Origin of the sequence: Streptomyces sp. H27-D2 (assembly GCF_035828615.1) — a bacterium.
Lineage (GTDB): Bacteria > Actinomycetota > Actinomycetes > Streptomycetales > Streptomycetaceae > Streptomyces.
The window spans coordinates 25439-51550 of record NZ_JAYMZR010000053.1; the positions used below are offsets into that span (position 1 = coordinate 25439).

A 26112-nucleotide genomic window follows, 5' to 3' on the forward strand; every position below is an offset into this window, starting at 1 on the left:
CGCCCCGGCGCAGCCGGCCCCGCCACCCGCACCCCCGTACGCCCGTACGCCCCGGCCCCGATCGGAAACACTGATGAGCCTCACCTTCCACTGGTTCCTGCCCACCTACGGAGACAGCCGCCATGTCGTCGGCGGCGGCCACGGCCTGCCCGCCGGGGCCGCCGGCGGACAGCGGCCCGCCACCCTCGGCTACCTCACCCAGATCGCCCGAGCGGCCGAGCAGTTGGGCTTCACCGGCGCGCTGACGCCCACCGGCGCGTGGTGCGAGGACGCCTGGCTCACCACCGCCATGCTCGCCGGGGAGACCGAACGGCTGAAGTTCCTGGTGGCCTTCCGCCCCGGCCTGGTCTCCCCCACCCTGGCCGCCCAGATGGCCGCCACCTTCCAGCGCCACTCGGAGGGCAGGCTGCTGCTCAACGTGGTCACCGGCGGCGAGAGCCATGAGCAGCGCGCCTACGGGGACTTCCTGGACAAGAACGCCCGCTACGCCCGTACCGGCGAGTTCCTGGAGATCGTGAAGTCGCTGTGGGAGGGCAAGTCGGTGGACTTCACCGGCGAACACCTGCGGGTAGAGGAGGCGCGGCTGGCCAGGGTGCCCGACCCGGTGCCCGAGGTCTACTTCGGCGGCTCCTCGCCCGCAGCGGGCACGGTCGCCGCCCGGCACAGCGATGTCTACCTCACCTGGGGCGAGCCGCCCGCGCAGGTCGCCGAGAAGATCGCCTGGATACGGCGGCTGGCCGAGGCGGAAGGGCGCACCGTACGGTTCGGCATCCGGCTGCACGTCATCGCGCGGGACAGCGCCGACGCGGCCTGGGCCGAGGCCCGGCGGCTGCTGGAAGGCTTCTCCCCGGAGGCGGTGCGGGCGGTACAGGCCGGGCTGGCCCGCAGCGATTCGGAGGGCCAGCGGCGGATGCTCGCGCTGCACGGCGGCAGCACCGCCGACCTGGAGATCTCCCCCAACCTCTGGGCCGGCATCGGGCTGGTCCGCGGCGGCGCCGGAACGGCCCTGGTCGGCAGCCACGCCGAGATCGCCGAGCGGATCGCCGAATACCACCGGCTCGGCATCGACGAGTTCATCCTCTCCGGCCACCCGCATGTCGAGGAGGCGTACTGGTTCGGCGAGGGCGTGCTGCCCATCCTGGCCGCGGGCGGCCTGTGGACCCACCCGGCGGGCGGACCGGCCGCCGCCGACGCGCTCGCCCCGGTACCGTTCGCCGCCGAGGTCGCCGCCCGGCCCTAAGGCCTGACCTGCACGTTCGGGCAACCTGGGTGGCCTGGGCGCTGCGTGGGGGCGTGCCTTCGACGTGTGGCGACTCACGAGATGATCTCCGCATGAGTGAGATCATCCTGATGTCGGACCCCTTGGTCGCCGCCATACCCGTCCGGGAATGCGGTGAACGTCTGGTGGACGTCCGCAGCGCCGGCCCGCTGCTCGTCGACGTGCGGGCGCAGGAGGCGGCGGACGCCTTCGCGTATCTGCGGGAGGGCGTCCTGGAACGGCTCCTGACAGCCCAGACGATGCTCCCGCAGGGCCTCCGGCTGCTGTACGTCGAGGGCTACCGGCCGCCGTCGTTGCAGCGGCGGTACTTCGAGGAATACACAAGCCAGTTGCGGGGCGAGCGGCCCGAATGGTCCGACGAGCAGCTCCACACCACTGCGAGCCGCTACGTCTCCCCGCCTGCCATCGCCCCGCACAGCGCCGGCGCCGCTGTCGATCTGACGCTCGCCGACGCGGACGGCCGCGAGCTGGACCTCGGCACCCGGATGAACGCGGACCCCGAGGAGAGCGAGGGCACCTGCTACACCGACGCCGACAACATCAGCCACCAAGCCCGCGCCAACCGGAAGTCGCTGGGAGCCGCCCTGGCTGCCGCCGGCCTGGTGAACTACCCCACCGAATGGTGGCACTGGTCGTTCGGCGACCGCTATTGGGCCCTGGCCACGCGGGCCCCGGCCGCCCGCTACGGACCTCGGGACCCGGACTGAGGCTGCGGGTCTGACGCCTTCGTCTTCACCGGCGCCACCCCCGCCCGGGGCCGGTGAGGAGCCGCCCGAGGTAGCGCCCCCGGAGGCCGGCAGGGCCTGCCGGCTCAGCGAAGCGGATCGCCGCCGGCGGCCGCGTGAACACCGCTCCGGTCTCGGCGACTTCCCGTCGGCGGCGGCGCCGGGCACGGGCGACGCCGGGCGGATCCCCCGGCCCCGCCACGCCGGGCGGGATTCCGCCGTTCGGACGAACCGCACCCCCATTCGAGATTCACCGCCGCTCCAGCACGGCATATGGCATACCGCTACATCACTCACGGAAGAGGAGTTTTCTGTGTCGAAGTTCTTGACGACGCCGGGCCAGCGGTTCCGGGCAGGCGCTTGCGCGTCCGCCCTCGCGACAGCCGCCGTGCTCGGCTCGATGGCCACTGCGGTTCCCGCGCAGGCCGACACCGAGTCGCGCGGCACCACGACCTCCGCCCCGGCGCGGCCGTACGGCACGGTCATCGCCCGTAGCGGCCTCAACGAGCGCCAGTACCCCAGCACGGACTCGTCGGTGAAGGGGACTCTCCCCCACCGGGCGCAGGTCGGCCTGCACTGCAAGGTGCGTGCGCAGAACCTCGAAGGCAACGAGGTCTGGTATCTGCTGCGCGACAAGAACACCTGGGTCTCGGCGAAGTACGTCGAAGCCACCGGGAACGTGAGGCTGTGCAAGGACGCCACGCACAGCGCGCCGGACAATAACGCCAAACCGAGCGGGGTCATGGGCTGACATCACCGGCCGCACGCTCGCCGAGCGAGCCGGTCCGCCGCGCCGGTTCGCCCGCCCGCGGGCGGCGTCACCGCGTACGACGGGGCCACGGCTCATGGAAGCTGTGGCCCCGTCACCGCGAACGCGGCCGTTCTGCTGCCGTAGCGCTGCCGCGCCGCCGCCGTATTGCTGGAGCACCCGGGCCGATAGCGGAACTTCCGCGAGGCGGCCGATGACGGCCTTGCCGTCGGAGTGGCCGGCGGGCCGGCTGTCGGCGAGGGCTCGGATCGACAGCGTGTAGATCAGCGCCGTCTTGTCCGTCGCACCCGTGTTGAGGTGCGGGTCGGCGTCGATGAGCAGGGTCTTCCCGCCGTCCTCCAGACGTGTTTCGAGGTTGCCGGTCACGAACGGCCGGACGTAGTAGTAGCCGTACGAGGCCCCGCTGTTGAAGACGACGGCCGGACGGGATGGACCAAGACCACGCGCGAGGCGGAAGCCGCGGCTGGGACTTCCGTCGCCGCTACCGCGGCCTGACGAGGAGGAGGAGGGGGGAGGAGGAACCGCGCGGGATTCCGCCATGCGGCCGGGGGCTCGGCGAGCCGGGTCAGGCCGGTCAGGTGTCGCGGCTGGCCTAGAGTGCGAAGGTGCCGTCGTACAGCATTGGGCAGGCAGCGGGACTGCTGGCCGTGAGTTCGGAGACCGTCCGCCGGTGGGCCGACGGCGGACGGTTGCGCATGGACCGGGACGGTTCGGGCAGCCGGGTGATCGACGGGGCGAGTCTTGCCGCGTTCGCCAAGGAACGGGCCTCGGGGCTGCATCCCGTATCGGACGGGGTGTTCACCTCGGTGCGCAACGCCTTCTCGGGGATTGTGACGGCGGTGTCCGGTGACGACGTGGTGGCGCAGGTGGAGATCCAGTCCGGGCCGCATCGCGTGGTGTCCCTGGTGAGTCGGGAATCCGTCGACGAGCTGGGCATCGAGGTCGGGGTGACGGTCACGGCCCGGGTGAAATCGACCGCCGTGCACATCGACCTTCCCTGACGCGCGGCCGTGGTCGTCGTCAGCGGCACAGCAGGGCGGCCTTCAGGTCGAGTTTGTGTTCCAGGCGGGAGAGCTCGCGGCCGGTGAGGACCTGGATCCGTTCGACGGGTAATGCACGGTGTTGACGTGCAGATGGAGTGCCTCGGCGGTGCGGACCCAAGATCCGTTGTGGGCGAGAAAGGCTTCGAGGGTCTCCAGAAGCGCGGAGCGCGAGGCGCTGTCGCTCTGGATGAGTGAACCCAACGTCCTTGCCCGATACACCTCCCTGACGTCGGCGGGAACGCCGGCGAGAAGCAGGGGCCACAGCTGCCGCAGCGCTGAGAGGTCCTCGTCGTCCGGGTCGGTGCGGACGATGGCGATGGCCTCGCCGGAACGGTGCGCGGGAGCGACGGCGAAAGCTGACGGGAGGTGGCTCAGGGCTTCGGTGAGGACGTCGGCGGCGGTGCGCGGCTCTTGATCGCCTCGGCCGGCGACGATCACACGGTAGGGGCCGCCGGTGAGGAGGCCGCATCCACGCAGTGCCTCGCCCAGAGCGGCGGTGTCCGGCGTGGGGGTGTGGACCAGGGAGATCAGCCGGCCGGCTGCCTTGCGCCTGGCCGCATGGCCGCGGTCGAGCTCTGGCTCCTTGTACGGCCGCCGGGCATGAAGCCCGACATCTCACATTCACGAAGTGAATGCGTGTCGTGCCATGGTAAATGCAAGGTTATCGGGCCAGTTCACTCCTGGTTGATCCTCCAGTTCGCAGCTGGTCGGATAGTGGTTTTCCGTGTTCCGCACCAGTCGCGCACGGCCCCTCCGTGTTGCTTCACTGGCTCGAAAGCGGTGGCCGAAAGCGGTGAGGGATATGGATCTGAACACGATTCTCGACGTGCGTGACGCACTCCGGCACGAGCCCTGGCGCCCGGGTGACGCGTAGCTCGGCGGTGGCACGTACCTCTTCTCGGAGCCGCAGCCGCAGCTGCGCCGCCTGGTGGATCTGAGCCGTATGGGCTGGGGGCCGGTCCAGCACCTGCCGGACGGATCGGTGGAAATAGCGGCGACCTGCACGATCGCCCAGCTGTCCCGCTTCGGGAGGAATTGCCGTACGACTGCGGCGCCGCTGTTCGAGCAGTGCTGCCGGGCCTTTCTCGCGTCGTTCAAGATCTGGAACATGGCGACCGTCGGCGGGAACCTCTGCAACGGTCTGCCGGCCGGGCCCATGATCTCGCTGACCGCCGCTCTTGACGGAGAGTGCCTGCTGCGGGCTCAGGACGGCTCGCTGCGCCGCGTCAAGGTGGCGGACTTCATCGCCGGTGCGGGCCGCAAGGACCTGCGGGAGGGGGAGCTGCTTCGCTCGGTCGCCCTCCCCGCGCGCGCCCTGGACTGTCGTACGGCCTTCCGCCAAGCGTCGCTGTACGGGTTGGGCCGCTCCGGCGCACTGGTCATCGGCGCCTTCGACCCACGGGACGGCTCGCTGGCGGTCACCATCACCGCCGCCACCGTGCGGCCTGTCCGCCTCTGGTTCCCGCTGCCCCCGGACCAGGACCAGTTGCGCGGTGCGATCCAGGCAGCGGTGGCGGACGCCGACTGGTTCGACGACATCCATGGACTCCCCGAGTGGCGGCGGCACATGGGGTTCCGCCTCGCCGAGGAGATCCGCCGCGAACTCACCCCGGACGGTGTGCGATGAGTTACCGGATCCAGGTCAACAGACCAGGCGTTCGACGCCGAGCCCAGGCCGGGGCAGTGTCTGCGTACGTATCTGCGGGAGCGCGGCTGGTTCGGGGTCAAGAAGGGCTGCGACGCCGGGGACTGCGGGGCGTGCACGGTGCATGTGGACGGTGAACCCGTGCACAGCTGTCTCTATCCGGCCGTCCGCGCGCAGGGGCGCTCGGTCACCACCGTCGAGGGTCTCGCCAAGGACGGTGAACTGCATCCCGTACAGCAGAGGTTTCCCGACGCGCAGGGATTCCAGTGCGGGTTCTGCACGGCTGGTTTCCTGATGACCACGGCCGCCCTCGACGAGGACAAGCTGAGCGATCTGCCCCTGGCGTTCAAGGGGAACATCTGCCGCTGCACGGGCTATCGGGCGATCGAGGACGCGGTACGCGGTGTCAAGCACACCGAGGAGCCGTGCGCAGGCCAGGCCGTCGGCCGCAATCTCGGGGCGCCGGCCGGGCCCCAGGTGGTCACCGGCACGGCCCGCTACACCTTCGACGTCGACATCCCCGGTCTGCTGCACAGGAAGCTGCTGCGTTCCCCGCACCCGCACGCCCGGATCATGTCCGTCGACACCGCGGCCGCGCTGCGCGTACCCGGAGTGCACCTGGTGCTCACCCACCACGACGCGCCCGAGCGGCTGTACTCCACAGCCCGGCACGAGCACCCCACCGAGGACCCGGACGACACCCGGTTGCTGGACGACACGGTCCGGTACGTCGGACAGCGTGTCGCCGCGGTCGTCGCCGACAGTGAGGGCGCGGCGGAGGAGGGCTGCCGCCGTATCGAGGTCGCGTACGAACTGCTGCCGCACGTCACCGATCCCGAGCGGGCCATGCTGCCCGGGGCGCCCGTCATCCACGACAAGGGCCCCGAGTCGCGCATCGTCCGGCCGGAGAACAACGTGGTCGGCGAGGTGCACGGCGAGATCGGCTCGGTCGCCCGCCGCGCCGCACCCACGGGCTGACACACCCGGCGCCGTCTCCGCCGCATCACCGGGCCTCCGGCGACGCCTCATGCAACGATGACCGAGCGGCGCCCGAGCCCCCGAAAGCGGGCTCGGTCAAGCTCCGGACGTTCCCCTCCCGCACGTCGTCAACGCCAGCGACAGGAGATGCACAGCCCATGCCCCCCACCTCGCACACCCCGGCCACAGCCCAGATCGGCGTCACCGGGCTCGCGGTCATGGGCCGCAACCTCGCCCGCAACTTCGCCCGCAACGGGCTCACCGTCGCGCTGCACAACCGCACCGCGTCCAAGACCCGGGCCCTGGTCGAGGAATTCGGCGACGAGGGCGCCTTCGTACCCGCCGAGACCCCCCAGGACTTCGTCGCCGCCCTGGAGCGCCCCCGCCGCCTGGTGATCATGGTGAAGGCCGGCGAGCCCACCGACGCGGTCATCCAGGAGTTCGCACCGCTCCTCGACAACGGCGACGTCATCATCGACGGCGGCAACGCGCACTTCGAGGACACCCGCCGCCGCGAGAAGACGCTGCGCGAGCAGGGCATCCACTTCGTCGGCACCGGCGTCTCCGGCGGCGAGGAAGGCGCGCTCAACGGACCCAGCATCATGCCCGGCGGCTCCCCCGAGTCCTACGAAACCCTCGGCCCGATCCTGGAGAAGATCTCCGCCAAGGTCGACGGCGCCCCCTGCTGCGCGCACATGGGCCCCGACGGCGCGGGCCACTTCGTCAAAATGGTGCACAACGGCATCGAGTACGCGGACATGCAGCTCATCGCGGAGGCCTACGACCTGCTGCACCGGGCCCTGGGGATGAACCCCGGCAAGATCGCGGACGTCTTCCGCAACTGGAACGACGGCCGGCTGGAGTCGTACCTGATCGAGATCACCGCCGAGGTGCTCAGCCACACCGACGCCGCGACCGGCAAGCCCTTCGTGGACGTAGTGCTGGACCAGGCCGAGCAGAAGGGCACCGGGCGCTGGACCGTCCAGACGGCGCTGGACCTCGGCGTGCCGGTCAGCGGTATCGCCGAGGCGGTCTTCGCCCGCTCGCTGTCCGGACACGCGGACCTGCGCGAGGCCACGCGGGGGCTGCCGGGGCCGACCGAGACATGGCTGGACAGCGCGGCGGCCGAGCGCTTCGCCGACGATGTCGAGCAGGCGCTGTACGCGTCCAAGATCGTGGCGTACGCGCAGGGCATCCACCAGATCCAGGCGGGCAGCGACGCGTACGACTGGCGGATCGACCCCGGCAAGGTCGCCGAGATCTGGCGCGGCGGCTGCATCATCCGGGCCCGGTTCCTGGACCGGATCAGGGAGGCGTACGGCGAGGGCCGGGCGCCCGTGTCGCTGCTGACCTCGGAGTACTTCCAGGAAGCGCTGGGCGGGGCGCAGAGCGCGTGGCGGCGCGTGGTCTCCACGGCGGCCGAACTCGGCATTCCGACGCCGGGCATCTCCGCGGCGCTGGCCTACTACGACGCGCTGCGCTCACCCCGCCTCCCGGCCGCGCTGGTGCAGGCGCAACGGGATTTCTTCGGCGCGCACACCTACCGGCGCGTAGACCGCGACGGCTCCTTCCACACACTGTGGGGCGGCGACCGCGGCGAGCAGCCCGCTTGAGCAGCAAGGGCCGCCGTCCGGGCGCGGCCCTCAACCTCCGATGAAGCCTCCGATGACGGTGACGCCCACCCGGCCCCCGTCCACGTCGATCACAGTGCCGTGGGCGAACGCGGCTTCCTCGCTCCGACCGATGACGCGGAGCGCTCGCAGTCACGCCACGCGTACTCAGCCGCCCCGCCGCCGTACTCAGCGCCCGTGCGACCGCGGGTCCGGGCAGCCGGGTCGGGTCCGCGCCGTGCTCTACCGTGATCCACGGCCGGATGACCCGCAGCGAAGCGACAGGACGACCTCGTGACGACGCACAAGGAACGCATGCTCGCCGGCGAGCTCTACCTCGCCGACGATCCCGAACTCGCCGCCGAGGCGCTCCGTGCCGCGCTGCTGAGCGAGCGTTTCAACGCGTCCAGCGCGGCCGACCCGGCGGAACGTCAGAAAGCGCTGGTGGAGCTGGTGGGCGAGGTCGGCGCGGACGTGGAGGTGCGTCCTCCGCTGCGGGTGGACTACGGGTACCGGATCAGCATCGGGGCCGGCACCTTCATCAACTACGGCGCGGTGCTCGCCGACGTCGCGCGCATCACCATCGGCGCCGACGTGCAGATCGGCCCCAACGTCCAGCTCCTCACCCCCACCCACCCCATCGAGCCGGAGCCGCGCCGCGCCAAGTGGGAGGCCGCGAAGCCGATCGTCGTCGGGGACAACGTCTGGTTGGGCGGCGGCGTCATCGTCTGCCCCGGTGTGACGATCGGTGAGAACACGGTGGTCGGCGCGGGAGCCGTCGTGACCCGTGACCTGCCCGCCAACGTGGTGGCTGTGGGCAACCCCGCACGGGTGACGCGCGAGATCTGACGATCGGCGGCAGTCCGCGGAGAGTCCGGGAGTCCAGGCCCCCTTGCAGGAGCCCCCTTGCGGGAGTCAAGGCCCCCGACCAACTTGGGTGACCTGTAGGGGAATCGCCCCTGCCGTCCGGGCTCTCTGCCATAGCCTGTACGCCCGACTCACCCACGCCGGCGGGCGTACTGTCACGAGGAGGCCACCGCCGTGGACCCCGCTGCCATCGCCGGCCGACTCGCCTCGTCCGCCGTCGTACCGCTCATCAAGAAGCTGTTCGTCCAGGAGGGGCCCGGTGCGGGGGTGGTCGACCGGCCGGTGCGGATCTCCGGCCTGGTCTCCTTCCGCGGGGAGCGGCGCACGCTCACCGAGCGGGACCTCGCGGGGCTCGCCGACAAGCTCGTCGAGCGGGCGCTGCGGACCGCCGGGCCCGGCGAGCAGCCCATCGTGGCGGACGAGCGGGTCGCGGTCACCGACGCCGTCGCCCGGACGCTGCACGCCCTGGGCAGCCTCGACATCGACGATCTGCACGCGGTGCGGCTCGGCACCCGTGAGTTCGCCGGGCTGCTGTTCACCGCCGCCCCCGACGCGCCGCGCGGGCTGTCCGCCGACGGGGAGCTGTTCCACGCGGCGCTGGTGGAGAACGCCTGCCTGCACATCCTGCACTTCTTCACCCAGCGTTCCACGTTCGTCGCCTCGACCCTCGTCGAGCAGACCCGGCGGCTGGCCGAACTGAGCGCGCGGCTGGACACGCTGACGCGCCGCCTGCCCGCCCGGTCCGCCGAGGACTCCGCGTTCGAGGAGCGGTACGCGAAGGACCTCATCGCGGGGCACAATCACCTCACCATCTACGGCATCGACCTGGCCCACTCCCCCGACAGCTGGCCGTTGGACGCCGCGTACCTCGGCCTGGAGGCGGAGTTCGGGCCGGTCGCCGCCGACTCGGCGCAGCCGCCGCAGCCCTCGTTGCCGGCCGAGCAGGCGCTGTCCGGCCGGGACCGGGTGCTGCTGCGCGGGGTGGCCGGCTCCGGCAAGACGACGCTGGTGCAGTGGCTGGCGGTGGCCGTCGCACGCGGGAAGCTGCCGGGGCCGCTGGAGGAACTGCGCGGCCGGGTGCCTTTCGTGCTGCCCGTACGGCGGTTCGGCCCTGAGGGGCTGCCCGTCCCCGACGAGTTCCTGTCCGCTGTCCGCTATCCCCGCGCGGGCTCGCAGCCGTCGGGCTGGGCCGACCGGGTCATGTCCGACGGACGCGGGCTGCTGCTCGTCGACGGCATCGACGAGGCTCCGGAGAGCGACCGCGAACAGCTGCGGCACGCGCTGCGGCAACTGCTCGCGCTCTACCCGGGCAATGTCTGGCTGCTGACCTCGCGGCCACCGGCGGTACGGGAGAACTGGCTGGTTCCCGACGGGTTCACCGAGCTGAAGCTGTCCCCGCTCAGCCGCGAGGGCGTCGCCGCGTTCATCCACCGCTGGCACGCGGCGGCGCGCGAGGACGCGACCGACCTCGACCGGCTCGATCACTACGAACAGACGCTGCTGGGCGCGGTGCGGATAACCCGCGATCTCGGCCGGCTGGCCACCAACCCCCTGATGTGCGGGCTGATCTGCGCCCTGCACCGGGACCGCCGCGGTTCGCTGCCGCGCGGCCGCAAGGCGCTGTACGACGCCGCGCTGTCCATGCTGCTGGAGCGCCGCGACCTCGAACGCGACATGCAGACCACGGACGGCATCGACCTCACGCAGGAGCCCAAGGTCCAGCTGTTGCAGAAGCTCGCGCACTGGATGCTCGTCAGCGGCCGTTCCGAGATGGACCGTACGGTGGCCATCGACACCCTCGCCCAGCACCTGCCCGCCATTCCGCACGCGTCGCGGCAGGGCGGCGCCGAGGACATCTACCGCCATCTGCTCAACCGCACGGGGCTGCTGCGCGAGCCCACCGCGGGCTCGGTCGACTTCGTGCACCGCACCTTCCAGGACTATCTGAGCGCGCGGGCGGCCGTGGAGCGGCACGACTTCGACTTTCTGATCAACAACGCCCACCAGGACGACTGGGAGGAGGTCATCCGCATGTCGGTCGCCCTGGCCAGGCCCGACGAGTGCGCGTACCTCCTGGACGGCCTGCTCGCCGCCCGCAAGGGCGCCCGGCCGGTGGAGTCCCGGCACCGCAAGCTGCTGGCCGCCGCCTGCGTGGAGCACGCCACCGAACTCGCCCCCGAGGTCCGCGACCGCGTCCGCCGCTACACCCGGGACCTGGTGCGGCCCACCACCCTCGAAGGGGCCCGCGCGCTCGGCTGGATCGGGCCGATCGTCCTGGAGATGCTGCCCGACCCGGCCGCCGTCTCCGACGAGGAGGCGCACCGGTTGGCGGTCACCGCCACCTCGATCGCGGACGACCGGGCGATCGAATACCTCACCCGGCTGCGCGACCACTCCTCTCTGGCCGTCCGCTCCCAACTCGCGGGGGCCTGGCGGCGTTACGACGCCGATCACTACGCCGACGAGATCATCGCCCACCTCGACGAGAGCGGGCTCGACTTCCCCATCTCGAACCTGGAGGAGCTGCACGCCCTGCGCCGCCTCGGCGGACGCCCCCGTCTCCAGATCGCGGGGCTGTTCTCGCCGGGACAGTTGGTCGACGGCATCGTCGCCGAGCGGCTGACGCGGCTGTGGCTCGCCTACGACCTGGGGGTGAGCCTGGAGTGGCTCAGCGCGTTCCCCCGGCTGACCACGCTTCAGGTGAGCAAGGCGGTCGCGCGCGGGGTCAGCGGCGTTCCGGAGGGGATCCGGGTCGTCGTCCTGTGAGTCCGGGCGGCGGCTCCGCAGCCGTAGGGCCGAGGCCGGGTCCCGGGCCTCTGAGGCCGCGCTCGCCCGTTGCCGCGCGCTCCGGGCCCTTGATTGGCGACCCGCGATGCGGGTGCCTGCGGGGGCATCACACCTTGCGCGGCGACGGCTTGCCGTCCTTCTTGAACGCCCAGCGCATTTTCGGCTCCATGGAGAAGCGGAAGATCCGCTGCACGGGTGGGGTGCACAGCAGGGTGATGACGCCCGCGGCGGCCACCGTGACGGTGATCTCGCCGGGCGGGGTGTGCAGCCAGGGCAGGTCGTACCAGTCCCAGAAGCGGGAGCCCTTGGCGATGAAGCCGTGCAGCAGATAGCCGTAGAGAGTGCCGGCGCCCAGCACCGTGAACCACAGCCGCCGTCCGGGCACCCAGGCGAAGAAGCAGGCGACGAGCACCATCGAGCATCCGAAGAGCGCGATCGTCATGACAGCGCCGGTCCAGCTCGGGGCGGCCAGTTCCTGCGCGCTGTCGCGACGGTAGAACCAGACCGCGTTCATCCGCGGGGCCGCCCAGTAGGCGAAGGCGAGCGCGGCGGCGAACACCGGGACCGCCAGGATCCGGGCCTCGCGGCGGCGCACCATCTGGAAGTGTTCGGGCTTGAGGCTCAGGCCGAGGACGAAGAACGGCAGGAACTGCAGGACGCGTTGCAGGTCGAGGTCGTCGCCGAGGTCGGGGGACACCGAGGCCAGCACCGCGATGGCGAGCGCGAGCGGGATCGGCCAGCGCACGATCTTCCACAGCGGGGTGGTCAGCCGCCAGACGAACAGCGCGACCAGGAACCAGGTCAGATACCAGGGGTCGAGCAGGCTGATGGGGTAGCCCGGGTCGTCGTTCGCCCAGCGCTTGAAGAAGGTGTAGGCGACCTCGAACAGGACGTACGGCACGACGACGCCGGTGACCAGGCGTTGCAGCCGGTCGCGGCGCATGTCGAAACTGCGGGAGAAGTAGCCGGAGATGATGATGAACGCCGGCATGTGGAAGGTGTAGACGGTGATGTAGAGCGCGGCCGCGGCGCGGCTGTCGTTGCGCAGCGGCTCCCACGCGTGCCCCATCGCGACCAGGACGATCGCCAGGTACTTGGCGTTGTCGAAGAAGGCGTCGCGCTGCTTCGGCTGCTCGGGCTTCGGTGGAGCGGCCGGAGCGGCGTCCGGCTCGCGCGCGCCGGGCACCCGGGGAGGTGTCTCCCTGGCCGGCGGGAGCGGAACGTGTCTGTCGTGTGCTCGCATGGCGTCGGTCACAGACCCTCCCGGGGGGAACGAGGAGCAGCTCTCCCACAGCTGCCTGGCGATGGGGTGTACGAGGTGCGGCCCGGCACCCCACGCACCCTAATGCCGCCCATGCGTCCCGTACATTCCCCCCGGTAACACCCATAGGTGGCAAGACTCACAGGACAGGCCACCGGGACCGTGCAGGGCACCGGTCGCGTCGCCGGCCGGGACAGCGCTGGTGGCGCGGGACACATCGATGGCCTCTCTCCTGACGAAGGCTGTGCTGCCTGTACGGGTGCCCGCGACGGAGCGACGCATTCGTCCCCTCCGTACCAAGCTCTACAGGTCTGTAGATTCCGGGGTCCGCGCCACTCGAAGGAGAGGCGCGGAGAAGAGGCCGGCCGAGGCGCGTGCCGTGGCCCGGGTCGGCATCATCTACCGGTGCCGCCGACGGGGACTGCGGCGGGGACTGCGACGGTGGCTTCGGCAGGACCGAGCGAGCCGTGGTGCGCGCGGCCTGCAGCGCACCGGACATCCCTCCGGTCGAGTGCGACCCGTAGCCCCCGCGCGTGCGGCCGGCTCGCGGCGAGCGGTCGCGGGCTCCCGCAGGCCGGGAGCGCGGCCGTGTTCCGCCGGGCCCTCCCGGTCACTGGCCGGCTCCGGCGGGCTCAACTGCCGGTGAAGGTAGGGTTTCAGCCCGTACTCGACCAGCGCCCGGAGCCACACGGCCCGCGCGCGGGCCACGCCCCGGCCCCGCTCCGCGGGCGTTTCGGCCGCGGAGCCGTGCGCGGGCGCCGCCGCCGTCCACCGCGTCGCTCCATTGGCCGCCAGCGCGAGCGCCGTCATGGTCAGCATGATCCAGCTCACGGTCATCAGCGCCGCGGCGAGGTCCGCCGGGCCGCCCAGAATCCTGAGCCCGTGGCCGAGCAGCAGGAACATCACCCCCGACAGGCCGGACAGCCCCGCGAGCAGCACAGCGAGTGATACGAGCAGTTCCCGGCCCCGCGCCTTCGCGGTGTCCTCGGAGCGCAGCGTGGTGTAGCGCGCGTACTCGGCCGCCGCGGCGGCGCAGATGTCCTCGGCGGACCGCAGTGCCATGGACCGCAGCCGCCCCGCATCGGGTCCGGCGAGCGCCCGGCGCAGCGCCGCTTGGATCTCCGGCGTCATGAGCGCCCGGTCCAGGGCGCGTTCGAAGTCGGCGCGGTCCCGCGTCAGCGGCTGCGCGGGACTCCGCATGGCAATCCTCCGATGTCGTCCGTCGGAACACTCACGACACGCAGGCGCAAGCGCCGGGCGCCGGCGCCGTGCGCCCGGCCGCCCGCGCCGGCTCCCTGCTGCGGGGTCCGGCTCCCGGCTCCCGGCTTCCTGTCAGACGTCGACGCCGAAGTCCGCGGCTATCCCGGCCAGCCCGGAGGCGTACCCCTGGCCGACGGCGCGGAACTTCCACTCCGCGCCGTGCCGGTAGAGCTCGCCGAAGACCATCGCGGTCTCGGCGGAGGCGTCCTCGGACAGGTCGTAGCGCGCCAGTTCGTTGCCGTCGGCGCGGTTGACCACGCGGATGAACGCGTTGCGCACCTGACCGAAGCTCTGGCCGCGCTGGACGGCGTCGTGGATGGAGACCGGGAAGACAATCTTCGTGACCGCGACGGGCACGCCGGCCAGGTCCACGTTGACGGACTCGTCGTCGCCCTCACCCTCGCCGGTGAGGTTGTCGCCGGTGTGCTGGACCGAACCGTCCGGGCTGGTGAGGTTGTTGTAGAAGACGAAGTGCTGGTCCGAGAGGACCTTGCCCGCCTCGCCGCACAGCAGCGCGGACGCGTCGAGGTCGTAGTCCGCTCCCGTGGTGGTGCGGACGTCCCAGCCCAGGCCGACGGTCACCGCGGTCAGGCCGGGCGCTTCCTTCGTCAGCGAGACGTTGCCGCCCTTGGCCAGCGAGACTCCCATGCTTACCTCCCGGTTGGATGCGTGCGCGGAACTCGAATCTACAGCACTGTAGATATAATCGACGGGCGCGCGGACCGATCCTGCGGGCTCAGTAGGATGCGGCGAGCCCCGGTGCTCCGGGACCAGGGACGAAGGGAGACCGCACCGTGGACGACGACCGGGACCGCGCGGACGCGCGGGACCACGCCCGCAGGCGCGGGCAGGGCGAACTCGAAGCCCAGGTGCTGGCGGCCTTGCAGCGCTCCCCCGGCCCGGTGACCGCCGGCTGGGTCCAGGAGCGGCTCGGCGACGGGCTCGCGTACACGACCGTCATGACCATCCTGACCCGCCTCCGCGCCAAGAACGTCGTGACCCGCGAGCGGGCCGGACGGTCTTACCTCTGGACGCCGGCCGCGGACGAGGCCGGGCTCGCGGCGCTGCGGATGCGCAAGGTCCTGGACCGCGAGAGCGACCGGGACGCGGTGCTCATCAGCTTCGTGTCGACGCTCTCCGCGCACGACGAGCAGCTGTTGCGGGCCCTGCTGCACGACGCCGAAGCGCCGGACCGCAGCCCCGACGAGCACGGGGGCTGACCAGTGGGGATCTTCGTCTTCCTGCCCCTCATGCTGCCGCTGACCGCTCTGCCCATCGCCCGCATGGCCGAGCAGCACCTGCATCCGCGCAGCACCACCCGGCTGTTGACGGTGCTCGCGGTCGCGCTGGGGGTGTGCAGCACGCTGAGCCTGGGGCTGCTCGTCGTCGTCGGCACCGCTCAACTGCCCGGCAATCCGCTGCCGGACGGCTGGTCCGACCCCGAGGTACGGGCCATGGTGCCGCGCGTCGAGACGGCCGGGACCGGGGCGATACTCGCGCTCGTCGCCGTTCTCGGAGCCTGCGCCGTCACCCTGCGGCGCAACCACCGGATCAGCTCCCGCACCCACCGCGCCCTCCGGGACCTGCCCTGCGACTCGGACCTCGCCGTACTGCCCGACGCGGCGCCGTACGCGTACGCCCTGCCGGGCAGCCCCGGCCGCATCGTGATCTCCACATCGCTGCTGGACTGCCTGGACGCGGACGAGCGCGGCGCGCTGATCGCCCATGAGCGGGCCCATCTGTCCGGCCGGCACCACCGGCTGCTGCTCTCCACGCACCTCGCGGGCTGCGTCAACCCGCTGCTGCTTCCGCTGCGGGCCGCGGTCGCCTACAGCGCGGAGCGCTGGGCCGACGAGGAAGCGGCCCGCGCGGTCGGCGACCGGCGGGTGACGGCTCGCGCGGTGGGCAAGGCGGCACTCGTCTCGCACGCCAACCCGGGCCCCGGGCTCGCGTCGTTCGCCGCGCCCGGTCCGGTCCCGCGCCGGGTCGCGGCGCTCCTCGGCCCGGTCCCGCCCGCCCGGACCTGGCCGCCCGCCCGCACTCCGGCGGGTTTCGCGGCGCTGATGGCCGCCGTCGGCACGGTCGCTTCCGCACTGTCGTCCGCGAACGCGACGATCGCGCTGTTCATCGTGCTCAAGGCCGCCACCCCGCTGTAGTTCCTACGCCGCCGGTCGCGGCGCTGTGGATCTCCACGGAAACCCCGGCTCCGAACGCGGAATGCCTGGCCGGCGGGCCGGCTTCGGCCTGACCCCCGCCGTCCGTGCCCGGTCCCGTTCCTTCCCGCTCCCGCTCCCGCTCCCGCTCCCGCCCGGAAACGCGCGGCGGGCCTCAGAGCCAGCCGTTGCGCCGGAAGCCGCGGTGGATGACGGCGCAGGCGGTCGCGATGACGGCCAGGATGAACGGGTAGCCGTAGGTCCACCTCAGCTCGGGCATGTGGTCGAAGTTCATCCCGTAGACGCCGCAGATCATGGTGGGGACGGCGATGATCGCGACCCAGGCGCTGATCTTGCGCATGTCCTCGTTCTGGGCCACGGTCACCTGGGCCAGATTCGCCTGCAAGATCGAGTTGAGGAGATCGTCGAAGGCGTTGACCTGCTCGGTGACCCGGGTCAGATGGTCGGCGACGTCGCGGAAGTACGCGCGTATGTCGGGGTCGACCAAGGGAGTGGGGCGGGTGGAGAGCTCTTGCAGCGGACGGTCCAGAGGCGCCACGGCCCGCCGCAGCTCCAGCAGCTCGCGCTTGAGCTGGTAGATCCGGCCGGCGTCGGCGCCGCGGTCGGTCCCCTGCGCGAACACCTCGGTTTCGACCGCGTCGATGTCGACCTGTACGCCTTCGCTGACCGAGACGTAGTCGTCGACCACATGGTCCGCGACGGCGTGCAGCACCACCGAGGGGCCCTTGGCGAGCTGCTCGGGTACGGCCTCCAGGCTCTCCCGGAGCAGCCCCAGCGAGCCGTGGCCGCCGTGTCGGACGGTGATGATGAAGTCGCGACCGGTGAAAGCCATGAGCGCGCCCGTGTCGACCACCTCGCTGGTGGCGGTCAGCTCGGCGTGATCGACGTAGCAGACGGTCTTGAAGATGGTGAACAGCGTGTCGTCGTAGTGCTCCGCCTTCGGCCGCTGATGGGCGTGGACCGCGTCCTCGACGGCCAGCGGGTGCAGACCGAAGAGCCCGGCGATACCGGACAGTTCACTCTCGGACGGTTCGTGCAGCCCGATCCACACAAAGCCACGGCCGGTCTTGCGGACACGCGCGAGCGCCTCCTCGGCCGTGTACCGGCCTTCCTCGCGGACCCCGTCGACGTACAGCGCGCAGTTCACCACGGCGCTGCCGAGCGGCGAGCGGGCGGGGTGGCTGAGATCCACCGCGCCTCGGCGCTGCGGCAGCCGGACCACCGCGTTCCGGAGGGTGCGGATCAATGACATGTCGGACTCCTTCGGCTGGCGGTGGGTGCGCCGCACCGCCGTGTCGCTGCTGATGCCCGGGGGCTCCGCAGACGATATCGGCGCAGCGCCCGGTGCTCGGACCACCAAGGCCGCCGACAGCGCGTTGAGCACGTCGGGGCGCGGGCGGGCGTTGATACGCTCCCGCCATGTCCACAGCACACAGCACCGTGATCGGCCCCGTCACAGCGGCCGACGTCGAACGCACCGTCCAGCTCGCGGTCGCCGCGTTGCGCGAGGGACTGGCGGCGGACTGGAGCGCCCCCGCCGGTGGGCTGGAGTGGGACTGCTGGGAGACGGTCGAGCACCTCGCCGACGACCTGTTCGCCTACGCGGCGCAGCTGGGCCCCAAGTCGCCTCCGTTGGAGGGCGAAGTCCCGTTCCTGTGGGCCGGGCAGCGCCCCGGAGGCCCGAAGAACGCGATCTTCGCGGACCGCGCGGCCGGGCCGGCCGGGCTGCTGCAGGTGCTGGAGGCCAGCGGCGCGCTGTTGGTCGCCATGGTGGGCACGACATCGCCCGAGGTCCGCGCGCACCACAGCTACGGCGTGTCCGACCCGGAGGGCTTCGCCGCGATGGGCATCGTGGAGACCCTGGTGCACACCTATGACATCGCCGAGGGCCTCGGCGTCGCCTGGGCCCCGCCCGCCGATGTGTGCGAGCGAGTACTGGCCCGGCTGTTCCCCGACGCGCCGAGTGACGGCGACCGCTGGCGCACGCTGCTCTGGGCCACCGGCCGCACGGAGCTTCCCGGCCGCGCCCGGCTGGCCACGTGGCGCTGGAACGGCGTCCCTCGGGCGGACGACGCGGTTTAGCGAGTTGCGGTTTAGCGAGGTGGCGAGCGCGGGCGCGGCGGGGCGGCGGCGCTGCGACGCGTCGGCGTCAGGCGCGGACGGCCTCGCCCCCGGCCGCCCCGCCCAGGCCGCCACACGCTCGCGCGGGGTCCGGCCGCCGCCGGACCCCGCCGCTCGCCGGGCCGTCGAGCGCTCGGACGGGAGCGTGAACGGCCCGGACGGGCCGCCGACCGGCTCAGCGGCCGGCGGCGGCGGTGCCGGTGGTGGTCAGCCGATCACCGCGCCAGTGGCCTTCAGCGCGGCGGAGACCGGCTGGAAGAAGGTCTCGCCGCCGACCGTGCAGTCACCGCTGCCGCCGGAGGTCAGCCCGACCGCCGACTTCTCGGAGAACAACGAGCCGCCGCTGTCGCCGGGTTCCGCGCACACGTCGGTCTGGATCAGGCCGTTGACGATGTCGCCGTTGCCGTAGTTCACCGTGGCGTCCAGGCCGGTGACCGTGCCGTCGTTGAGGCCGGTCGTGCTCCCGACCCGCTGCACCTTGAGGCCCACGCTCGCTTCGAGCACCCCGGTGATGTCCTGCGAGGCGCCGTCGACCTCGACCGAACTCGGGGCCTCGGCCTTCGCGTCGTCGTACGTCACCAGCGCGAAGTCGCTCACCGGGAACGTGGATTCGGCGACCGTGCCCAGGGGCTGCTCACCGGCCTCGTCCGCGGTCCAGGTCGCCGAGGCGTTGCCGCAGTGGCCCGCCGTGAGGAAGGCCGGCGCGCCCTTGACGGTGACGTTGAAGCCGAGCGAGCAGCGGGAGCCGCCGCCGAAGATGGCTTCGCCGCCGTCCACCGCCGCGGCGGCGCCCGCACCGGCACCGCCCTCGGCCCCGCCGTCCGCCGCGTCACCGGCGCCCCCGGCGTCGTCGGCACCACCCGCGGCGTCCGCGCCCCCGGAGTCATCAGCGCCTCCCGCGTCGTCGGCGCCACCGACATCGCCCGCGTCACCGGCGCCACCCACATCACCCGCGGTACCGGCATCACTGGCATCACCGGTGTCCCCCGCGCCACCGGCGTCCCCGGCCGTACCGGCACCGCCCGTCGCGGCTCCGTCCCCCTCGTCGAACGGCTCGAACTTTCCGGCCGAGCGCTTGACGGTGACCATGCCGTCCATCCCGCCGGTGGCCGCGTTCAGCTTGCCCATGTTCGCGCCGGTCACGGTTCTGTCCGCGATGACCACGATCCTGTTGCTCTTCGGGTCGATCGACCAGGCGGTGCCGGGCACCGAGGCCGTGTCGCTGAGCGTGCGCGTGGCGGCCCGCAGTTCGGTCATGCTGTTGTCCACGACCTTCGCCACGGCCCCCTCGGCGCGGACCTTGTCCGCCGCGTCCTCGTCCAGCACGTTCACCACCATCCGCTCGGACTTGGCGTCGAGGTACCAGCCCGCCGCCTTCTCGCCGAGGTCCGGCGCGAGGGTCGTCGCGAGCCGGGCGGCCGACTGCGAGGTGAAGGTCGCGGGGGCGGCCGGGGCACCGGCTGACGTGTCCGGACTCGCGTTGGCGTTGGGCAGAATGACCGCCGCCGCCGCGAGTGCCACTGCGGCGGCCCCGGCTATGGCACCGGTGCGTTTGTTCAGGCGTCGATGGCTCAACTCACTGACCTCCAGTCGGGAAAATCCAGCGAGCACAGGGAGCGGGCACTTCGTGCCTCACCGCCCAGGTGCACTGGCTAACCGAAGGTACGCAGCCGTGCTGCCGCGCTCTCGGGGCCACTCAAGATGTGATGAATAGTCGAGCGCCCGCCGCGCGGGGCGAGTAGGCTCGCCCGATTTGACCCTGCCTTCACCATCAACGCCGCAGGTCAACCGGCCTTGGGGCAAAGGCATTCGGACATGCGGAAGTGACCGTTCCGCCAGTTGGCGAGACGGCCCACGTCGTCGGTCGATGAGGAGTGTCGATGAGTAGTACGGAGCCGCCGCCTCCCGCGTTCAGCAGGCTTCGCGGCGTCGGCGAACCGCGCCGGAGCGGCGGCGCTCCCTCAGTGCTTCCGGGCCCGGCTCGGCTGGACCCGGGACGGTTCGCCCTCCACCTTGGGGTGATCGGGCGGGTAGGGCATGTCGCCGGCCCCGTCGTCCCGCGCCTGGCGGTCGGCCAGCTCCAGGACGGATTCCAGGCCGAAGGCGTGCTCCGCCATGTCCGCGTGCACATCGCCGAGCTCGGCGAAGCGCGGCGGGACGGTACGCAGGTCGAAGTCCTCCGGCGTGGCGTCGGACAGCTCGTCCCAGCGCAGCGGCGTGGAAACCGTCGCCCGCGGCCGGGCGCGCAAGGAGTACGCGGAGGCGATCGTCCGGTCGCGGGCCATCTGGTTGTAGTCCACAAAGACCTTCACGCCGCGCTCCTCCTTCCACCAGGCGGAGGTCACCAGGTCGGGCAGCCGACGCTCCAGCACACGCGCCAGCGCGATCACCGCCCGCCGGGCCTCGGCGAACGTCCAGCGGGGCTCGATCGGCACGTACACATGCACCCCGCGCCCGCCGGACGTCTTCGGCCAGCCGCGCAGCCCGTACTCCGCCAGCAGCGCGCTCAGCTCCTGCGCGACCCGGACGGCGTCGTCGAAGTCGGTGCCGGGCTGCGGGTCGAGGTCGATGCGCAGCTCGTCCGGGTGCTCGGTGTCACTGCGGCGTACGGGCCACGGGTGGAAGGTCAGACAGCCCAGGTTGGCCGCCCAGAGCACCGCGGCGGGCTCGGTGGGGCACATCTCGTCGGCGAACCGGCCGCTGGGGAACGCGATGCGGGCGGTGGGCAGCCACTCCGGCAGGTTCTTCGGAGCCCGCTTCTGGTAGAAGGACTCGCCTTCCACACCGTCGGGGAAGCGCTGGAGGGTGGTGGGCCGGTCGCGCAGGCCGCGCAGGGCTCCCTCGGCGACCGCCAGGTAGTACTGCGCGACGTCCAGCTTCGTGAAGCCGCACTCCGGGTAATACACCTTGTCGGGATTCGACAGGCGCACCGAGCGCCCGGCGACGTCCAGCTCCACAGCTCCAGCCATGGCACCACGCTAGGTTCCGGCGAGCTGTACCGCCCGTCGAGGACGCGTCCCGCCGCAACCGCGCGCCCCGCCCGCCACCGCGCGCCCGTCGCCGTCCGCACCCGCCCGCGCGCCGCCCGGCCGACGCGCGGGAACGGGCCGCAGCGCACAGGATCGGGCCATGGACCTGCCCGTCATGCCCCCCGTCTCCCCCATGCTCGCCAAGCCGGTGGCCGACATTCCCGCAGGCATGCAGTACGAAGCCAAGTGGGACGGTTTCCGGGTGATCGTCTTCCGGGACGGCGACGAGGTCGAGATCGGCAGTCGCACCGGCAAATCACTCACCCGCTACTTCCCCGAGGTGGTCGCGGCCGTACGGGCCGAGCTGCCGGAGCGGTGCGTCGTCGACGGCGAGGTCATCATCGGCCACGACGGACGGCTGTACTTCGAGGAACTGCTGGAGCGCATCCATCCGGCCGACTCCCGCGTCCGCACGCTCGCCGAGCGCACGCCCGCCTCCCTCGTCGCCTTCGACCTGCTGGCGCTGGGCTCCACGTCGCTGCTCGCGGAACCGCAGGAGGCCAGACGGGAAGCGCTGGCGGACGCCTTGCGGGCCGCGCGGGCGCCGGTGCACGTCGCTCCCGCCACCACGGATCGGGAGCTGGCGCGTAGCTGGTTCACGCAGTTCGAGGGCGCCGGGCTGGACGGGGTGATCGCCAAGCCGCTGCACCTGCCCTACCGGCCGGGCGACCGCGCGATGTTCAAGATCAAGCACACCCGGACCGCCGATTGCGTCGTCGCGGGCTACCGGCTCCACAAGAGCGGCCCGGTGCTCGGGTCGATGCTGCTCGGGCTGTACGACGACGCCGGGCGGCTGCAGCACGTCGGCGTGTGCGCCTCCTTCCCGATGGCGCGGCGGCGTCAGCTGATCGAGGAGCTGGAGCCGCTGCGGATGGACGACGTCTCGGGCCATCCCTGGGCCGACTGGGGCGACGAGGCCGCCCACGCCTCGGCCCGGATGCCCGGCAGCCCGAGCCGCTGGAACGGCGGCAAGGACCTTTCGTGGGTACCGCTGCGCCCCGAGCGGGTCTGCGAGGTCGGCTACGACCACATGGAAGGCAGCCGATTCCGCCACACGACCCAGTTCCGCCAGTGGCGCCTGGACCGGACGCCCGAGAGCTGCACGTACGCCCAGTTGGAGGAACCGGTCAGCTACAACCTGGGGAAGCTGCTGAGCGGCTGACGCGGGAGCCGGCGCGGCCGTCCCGTGGGCGCCGCCGCCCGCCGCCTCCACTCGGTCCCGCCGGGCGGTGAAGTCGCGGTTTCCTGCCCCGCGGGCTGGGCAGCCGTCGGGGGAACGACAGCGCCGACGGCCCCACTGGCCTGACGGGAGGCACCACCGTGGCCGACATTTCTGAGGCCCGCGCCGTAAGCCGCCGTGAGGCCATGGGCCGTCCGCGGACATCGTCCATCGTCGCGCGGGTCAGCGCAGGGTCTCCCCCGTGGCCCGCTGGAGGATCGAGGCGGTGTCGGCGCTCCTGGGGAGGGTGCCGAAGGCGTGGCCCCACTCGCCGCCGAGCCGGGTCGCGCAGAAGGCGTCGGCCACGGCGGCCGGGGCGTGCCGGACCAGCAGTGAGCCCTGCAGGCACAGTGCCATCTGTTCGACGATGCGGCGGGCCTGGCCCTCGATGCCGTCCAGGTCGGTCAGCTCCCGCAGGAGGCCGCGGACCGCGACGTCGAGCCGCGGGTCGGCCCCGGCGGCCAGCGCGAGTTCGCCGGTCAGCGCCTCGTACGTGGCGGGCTCCTTGGCCAGCGCGCGCAGCACGTCGAGCGCGTTGACGTTGCCCGAGCCCTCCCAGATCGAGTTGAGCGGCGCCTCCCGGTACATCCGGGGCAGGCCGGACTCCTCCACGTAGCCGTTGCCGCCCAGGCACTCCAGCGCCTCGGCGACGAAGGGCGGGGTCCGCTTGGCGACCCAGTACTTGCCGATGGCCGTCGCGATGCGGCGGAATGCCTGCTCGCCCGCGTCGCCCTGGATGCCCCGGTCCGCCGCGCCGGCCAGCCGCAGCAGCAGGGTGGTGGCCGCCTCGGACTCGATCGCCAGGTCGGCCAGCACATTGCGCATCAGCGGCTTGTCGATGAGGGGGCCGCCGAACGCGCTGCGGTGCCGGGTGTGGTGCGCGGCGTGCACGAACGCCTGGCGCATCAGCCCCGCTGAGCCCGCGACGCAGTCCAGCCGGGTGCTGTTGACCATGTCGATGATGATTTTGACACCGCGGCCCTCCTCACCGACCCGCCAGGCGACGGTGCCGTCGAACTCCGGCTCGGCGGAGGCGTTGGAGCGGTTGCCGAGTTTGTCCTTGAGCCGCTGGATGCGGAAGGTGTTCCTGGTCCCGTCCGGCAGCACGCGCGGCACCAGGAAGCAGGACAGCCCTCCGGGCGCCTGCGCGAGCACGAGGAACACGTCGCACATCGGCGCGGAGGTGAACCACTTGTGGCCGCGGAGGGTGAAGACGCCCGGCTCGGCCGTCGGAGTGGCGAGCGTGGTGTTGCTGCGGACGTCGGAGCCGCCCTGCTTCTCGGTCATCCCCATCCCGGCCAGCAGCCCCTGCTTGGTGGTGGGAATCCGCAGCCCCGGATCGTACTGGCGGCTGGTCAGCAGCGGTTCGTAGACGGCGGCGAGCGCGGGCTCGTGGCGCAGCGCGGGCACGACGGCGTACGTCATCGAGACCGGACAGGCGTGCCCGGCCTCGGTGTGGCTCCATACGTGCGATCCGGCGGCGCGCGCGACGTGCGCGCCGGGGCGCGGGTCGGCCCAGGGTGCGCCCGCGCCGCCCTGGGTGACGGCGAGGTCCATCAGGCTGTGCCAGCTGGGGTGGAAGTCGACCTCGTCGACGCGGTTGCCGTAGCGGTCGTGGGTGCGCAGTTCGGGGGTGAACCGGTTGGCCTGGTCGGACCAGACCTGGACCTGCTCGCTGCCGGCGACCCGGCCCATCCGGCGCAGCTCCTCCTCGTGCGCGCCGGCGCCCTCCCGGCGCAGGCCCTCCAGCAGGACGGTGTCGGCTGCGGCGTCGTAGTCGATCAACGGCGGCGGCTGGTTGGTGACGGCGTGCGTGGCTGCCGAACCGGGAGCGGCCTCGTGCGGGAGCGTTGACTTCATGGTGTCGATATTACAATTCTTCGACAGTCGTGCCAATGGTGTTACACGACTCGTCGGCGGGCGGCGGCGGACATCATAGGTGCGGTTTACTCAGGACCCCACCCTGTCGAAGGAGAGGGATCCATCCGATGGCCGTGGCAGAGAACCCACGCTCCTCCCCTCTTCAGCTGCGCCCGCTCACCTCACGGTCGGTCGTCCTCAGCCTGCTGCTCGGTGCGCACCCGCCGGAACTGCCCGCCCGCAATCTGGTGCGCGTGGGCGAGATGTTCGGCATCTCCGAGTCCGCGCTGCGCGTGACGCTCAGCCGGATGGTCGCCGCGGGCGACCTGCACCGCGCGGACGGCAGGTACACCCTCGCCCAGCGGCTGCTCGACCGGCAGCACCGGCAGGACGAAGCCGTACGGCCGGCGACCCGGGACTGGGACGGCGGCTGGGAGATGGCGGTCGTCGCGGTGGCCGGGCGCAGCGCGGCCGACCGCGCCGGGCTCCGGGCCGACCTCACCTCCCTGCGGCTCGCCGAGCTGCGCGAGGGCGTCTGGCTGCGCCCGGCGAACCTCACCCGGCCCTGGCCGGATCAACTGCACGCCTTGGTAAGGCGGTTCGACTGCCAACCGCCGGAGGGCCCGGCCGAGCTGGCACGGACGCTGTGGGACCTCGACGCGTGGGCGGCCGACGCCGAGGAGCTGCTCGCCCTCTGCGGACCGGCCACCGGGCCCGCGGACAAGTTCACGGCCGCCGCCGCGCTCGTCCGCCACCTGCTCCGGGACCCGGCACTGCCGCCCGCGCTGCTCCCGCCCGACTGGCCGGGCGAACGGCTGCGCCGGGTCTACGCCGCGTATCGCGCCGAGTTGGCGGACCTCGGCCGGACGACGATCACGGATCGGTGAGGGGCGGAGGGGCGTCTCGGCCGCAGTGCTCAGCGCCGCCCGCGCGAAATCGCGGGCCCTTGCCCGCGTTCCCGTCCTCCTCGACGCAGTCAGCGGCGGGCGCGCCACCGGAGGGTGAAATCGACGCGCGGGGGCGCACCGCGAAGCCCCGTACGGCGTTGAGCACGCGGACCGCAACTTTTCACGGGGAAAGGCTCAGCCGACCGGAGCAGGACGCGGACCGGACGAACGGGAACGGACAGGACGACTTGCGACAAGCTCGGGGGCGGTTGCGGATGGCGCAGCGGACCAGCAAGGACATCGGCCGTCGCGCCTGGGCGGGGACGGGGGTGCGGGCGCTGCCCGCGTTCCTGGTCACGCTCGTAGCGGCGGCGGGCTGCGTATCGGTGCCGCCGCCGGGGTCGGCCGTCGGCGAATCGCCGCCTTCCGCCGCCGCGTCGCCGACCGTACGTCCGCTGCCGGAGCCCGAACCGCCGCCCGTGCACTCGGTTCTCGCCCGGGTGCCGAACGCGGTGAACGAAGCGACGAAGCAGCGGAAGCCGCGAGCGGTGACGCCCGCGCCACGGCCGCTGGTCACCGCCCCTCGGTCACCGGCCGC

At 72.2% G+C, this 26112-nt stretch carries 20 protein-coding genes and 3 pseudogenes; 15 read left to right on the forward strand and 8 right to left on the reverse strand.

Features of this window, described 5'->3' with window-relative positions:
- Positions 1-73 precede the first annotated feature (73 nt).
- The 4 genes from QMK28_RS20435 to QMK28_RS20450 all read left to right on the forward strand — a co-directional run bounded on the left by QMK28_RS20435 (position 74) and on the right by QMK28_RS20450 (position 3774).
- Positions 74-1240 (forward strand): LLM class flavin-dependent oxidoreductase, encoded by a 1167-nt coding sequence (locus QMK28_RS20435; protein WP_326440014.1) that lies wholly within the window; start codon positions 74-76, stop codon positions 1238-1240.
- Between the two features lie 92 nt (positions 1241-1332).
- Entirely contained in the window at positions 1333-1986 is a 654-nt protein-coding gene (locus QMK28_RS20440; RefSeq protein ID WP_326440016.1) for a M15 family metallopeptidase, read from the forward strand.
- A 331-nt stretch (positions 1987-2317) separates the two neighbouring features.
- A complete protein-coding gene (locus QMK28_RS20445) occupies positions 2318-2755 on the forward strand; it encodes an SH3 domain-containing protein (protein WP_326440018.1) in 438 nt (145 codons plus the stop codon).
- Between the two features lie 623 nt (positions 2756-3378).
- Complete coding sequence (locus tag QMK28_RS20450; RefSeq protein ID WP_326440020.1) at positions 3379-3774, forward strand: TOBE domain-containing protein; 396 nt, start codon at positions 3379-3381, stop codon at positions 3772-3774.
- A gap of 42 nt (positions 3775-3816) precedes the next feature.
- Here QMK28_RS20450 and QMK28_RS20455 read toward each other — a convergent pair whose 3' ends face one another.
- The gene (locus tag QMK28_RS20455; protein WP_326440022.1) at positions 3817-4254 is read right to left on the reverse strand and encodes a helix-turn-helix domain-containing protein; all 438 of its coding nucleotides are present in this window, start codon (positions 4252-4254) and stop codon (positions 3817-3819) included.
- A gap of 364 nt (positions 4255-4618) precedes the next feature.
- On the opposite strand from QMK28_RS20455, the pseudogene QMK28_RS20460 reads away from it, so the two are divergent.
- From QMK28_RS20460 to QMK28_RS20480, 5 genes and pseudogenes are all read left to right on the forward strand, one after another.
- Positions 4619-5443 (forward strand): annotated as a pseudogene (locus QMK28_RS20460) (FAD binding domain-containing protein).
- Positions 5440-6412, forward strand: a pseudogene (locus QMK28_RS20465) (2Fe-2S iron-sulfur cluster-binding protein); the annotation flags it as partial. The pseudogenes QMK28_RS20460 and QMK28_RS20465, both read left to right, overlap by 4 nt.
- Positions 6413-6597: 185 nt before the next feature.
- Complete coding sequence (gndA, locus tag QMK28_RS20470) at positions 6598-8052, forward strand: NADP-dependent phosphogluconate dehydrogenase (RefSeq protein ID WP_326440024.1); 1455 nt, start codon at positions 6598-6600, stop codon at positions 8050-8052.
- Positions 8053-8364: 312 nt separating this feature from the next.
- Positions 8365-8898 carry a sugar O-acetyltransferase gene (locus tag QMK28_RS20475; protein WP_326440054.1) on the forward strand — a complete coding sequence of 178 codons (534 nt, stop codon included), beginning with the start codon at positions 8365-8367 and terminating at the stop codon, positions 8896-8898.
- Between the two features lie 192 nt (positions 8899-9090).
- On the forward strand, positions 9091-11682 hold the full coding sequence (locus QMK28_RS20480) for an NACHT domain-containing protein (RefSeq protein ID WP_326440026.1): 2592 nt from the start codon (positions 9091-9093) through the stop codon (positions 11680-11682).
- 127 nt (positions 11683-11809) lie between these two features.
- Here the strand turns inward: QMK28_RS20480 and QMK28_RS20485 are convergent, their stop codons facing one another.
- The 3 genes from QMK28_RS20485 to QMK28_RS20495 form a co-directional block, all read right to left on the reverse strand.
- Entirely contained in the window at positions 11810-12946 is a 1137-nt protein-coding gene (locus tag QMK28_RS20485; RefSeq protein WP_443050778.1) for an acyltransferase family protein, read from the reverse strand.
- A 417-nt stretch (positions 12947-13363) separates the two neighbouring features.
- Entirely contained in the window at positions 13364-14164 is an 801-nt protein-coding gene (locus QMK28_RS20490) for a hypothetical protein (protein ID WP_326440056.1), read from the reverse strand.
- A gap of 132 nt (positions 14165-14296) precedes the next feature.
- Positions 14297-14872, reverse strand: coding sequence for a TerD family protein (locus QMK28_RS20495; protein ID WP_326440030.1), 576 nt, complete (start codon positions 14870-14872; stop codon positions 14297-14299).
- Positions 14873-15018: 146 nt separating this feature from the next.
- On the opposite strand from QMK28_RS20495, the gene QMK28_RS20500 reads away from it, so the two are divergent.
- Entirely contained in the window at positions 15019-15444 is a 426-nt protein-coding gene (locus tag QMK28_RS20500) for a BlaI/MecI/CopY family transcriptional regulator (RefSeq protein WP_326440032.1), read from the forward strand.
- Between the two features lie 3 nt (positions 15445-15447).
- Entirely contained in the window at positions 15448-16380 is a 933-nt protein-coding gene (locus tag QMK28_RS20505) for a M56 family metallopeptidase (protein ID WP_326440034.1), read from the forward strand.
- 172 nt (positions 16381-16552) lie between these two features.
- Here the strand turns inward: QMK28_RS20505 and QMK28_RS20510 are convergent, their stop codons facing one another.
- Entirely contained in the window at positions 16553-17650 is a 1098-nt protein-coding gene (locus tag QMK28_RS20510) for a magnesium and cobalt transport protein CorA (protein WP_326440036.1), read from the reverse strand.
- A 167-nt stretch (positions 17651-17817) separates the two neighbouring features.
- Here QMK28_RS20510 and QMK28_RS20515 point away from each other — a divergent pair, with 167 nt between their 5' ends.
- Positions 17818-18480, forward strand: coding sequence for a maleylpyruvate isomerase N-terminal domain-containing protein (locus QMK28_RS20515; RefSeq protein WP_326440038.1), 663 nt, complete (start codon positions 17818-17820; stop codon positions 18478-18480).
- Between the two features lie 246 nt (positions 18481-18726).
- Here the strand turns inward: QMK28_RS20515 and QMK28_RS20520 are convergent, their stop codons facing one another.
- Together QMK28_RS20520 and ligD are read right to left on the reverse strand one after the other, a co-directional pair.
- On the reverse strand, positions 18727-20094 hold the full coding sequence (locus QMK28_RS20520; RefSeq protein ID WP_326440041.1) for a S1 family peptidase: 1368 nt from the start codon (positions 20092-20094) through the stop codon (positions 18727-18729).
- Positions 20095-20480: 386 nt separating this feature from the next.
- On the reverse strand, positions 20481-21488 hold the full coding sequence (gene ligD, locus QMK28_RS20525; RefSeq protein ID WP_326440043.1) for a non-homologous end-joining DNA ligase: 1008 nt from the start codon (positions 21486-21488) through the stop codon (positions 20481-20483).
- Between the two features lie 160 nt (positions 21489-21648).
- Between ligD and QMK28_RS20530 the strand changes: the two genes are divergently transcribed.
- Positions 21649-22710 (forward strand): ATP-dependent DNA ligase, encoded by a 1062-nt coding sequence (locus QMK28_RS20530; protein ID WP_326440045.1) that lies wholly within the window; start codon positions 21649-21651, stop codon positions 22708-22710.
- Between the two features lie 240 nt (positions 22711-22950).
- On the opposite strand, the gene QMK28_RS20535 is transcribed toward QMK28_RS20530, so the two are convergent.
- Positions 22951-24627, reverse strand: coding sequence for an acyl-CoA dehydrogenase family protein (locus tag QMK28_RS20535; protein ID WP_326440047.1), 1677 nt, complete (start codon positions 24625-24627; stop codon positions 22951-22953).
- A 128-nt stretch (positions 24628-24755) separates the two neighbouring features.
- Here QMK28_RS20535 and QMK28_RS20540 point away from each other — a divergent pair, with 128 nt between their 5' ends.
- Both QMK28_RS20540 and QMK28_RS20545 read left to right on the forward strand, forming a co-directional pair.
- A complete protein-coding gene (locus tag QMK28_RS20540) occupies positions 24756-25514 on the forward strand; it encodes a PaaX family transcriptional regulator C-terminal domain-containing protein (protein ID WP_326440049.1) in 759 nt (252 codons plus the stop codon).
- Between the two features lie 275 nt (positions 25515-25789).
- Positions 25790-26112: pseudogene (locus QMK28_RS20545) on the forward strand (hypothetical protein); the annotation flags it as partial.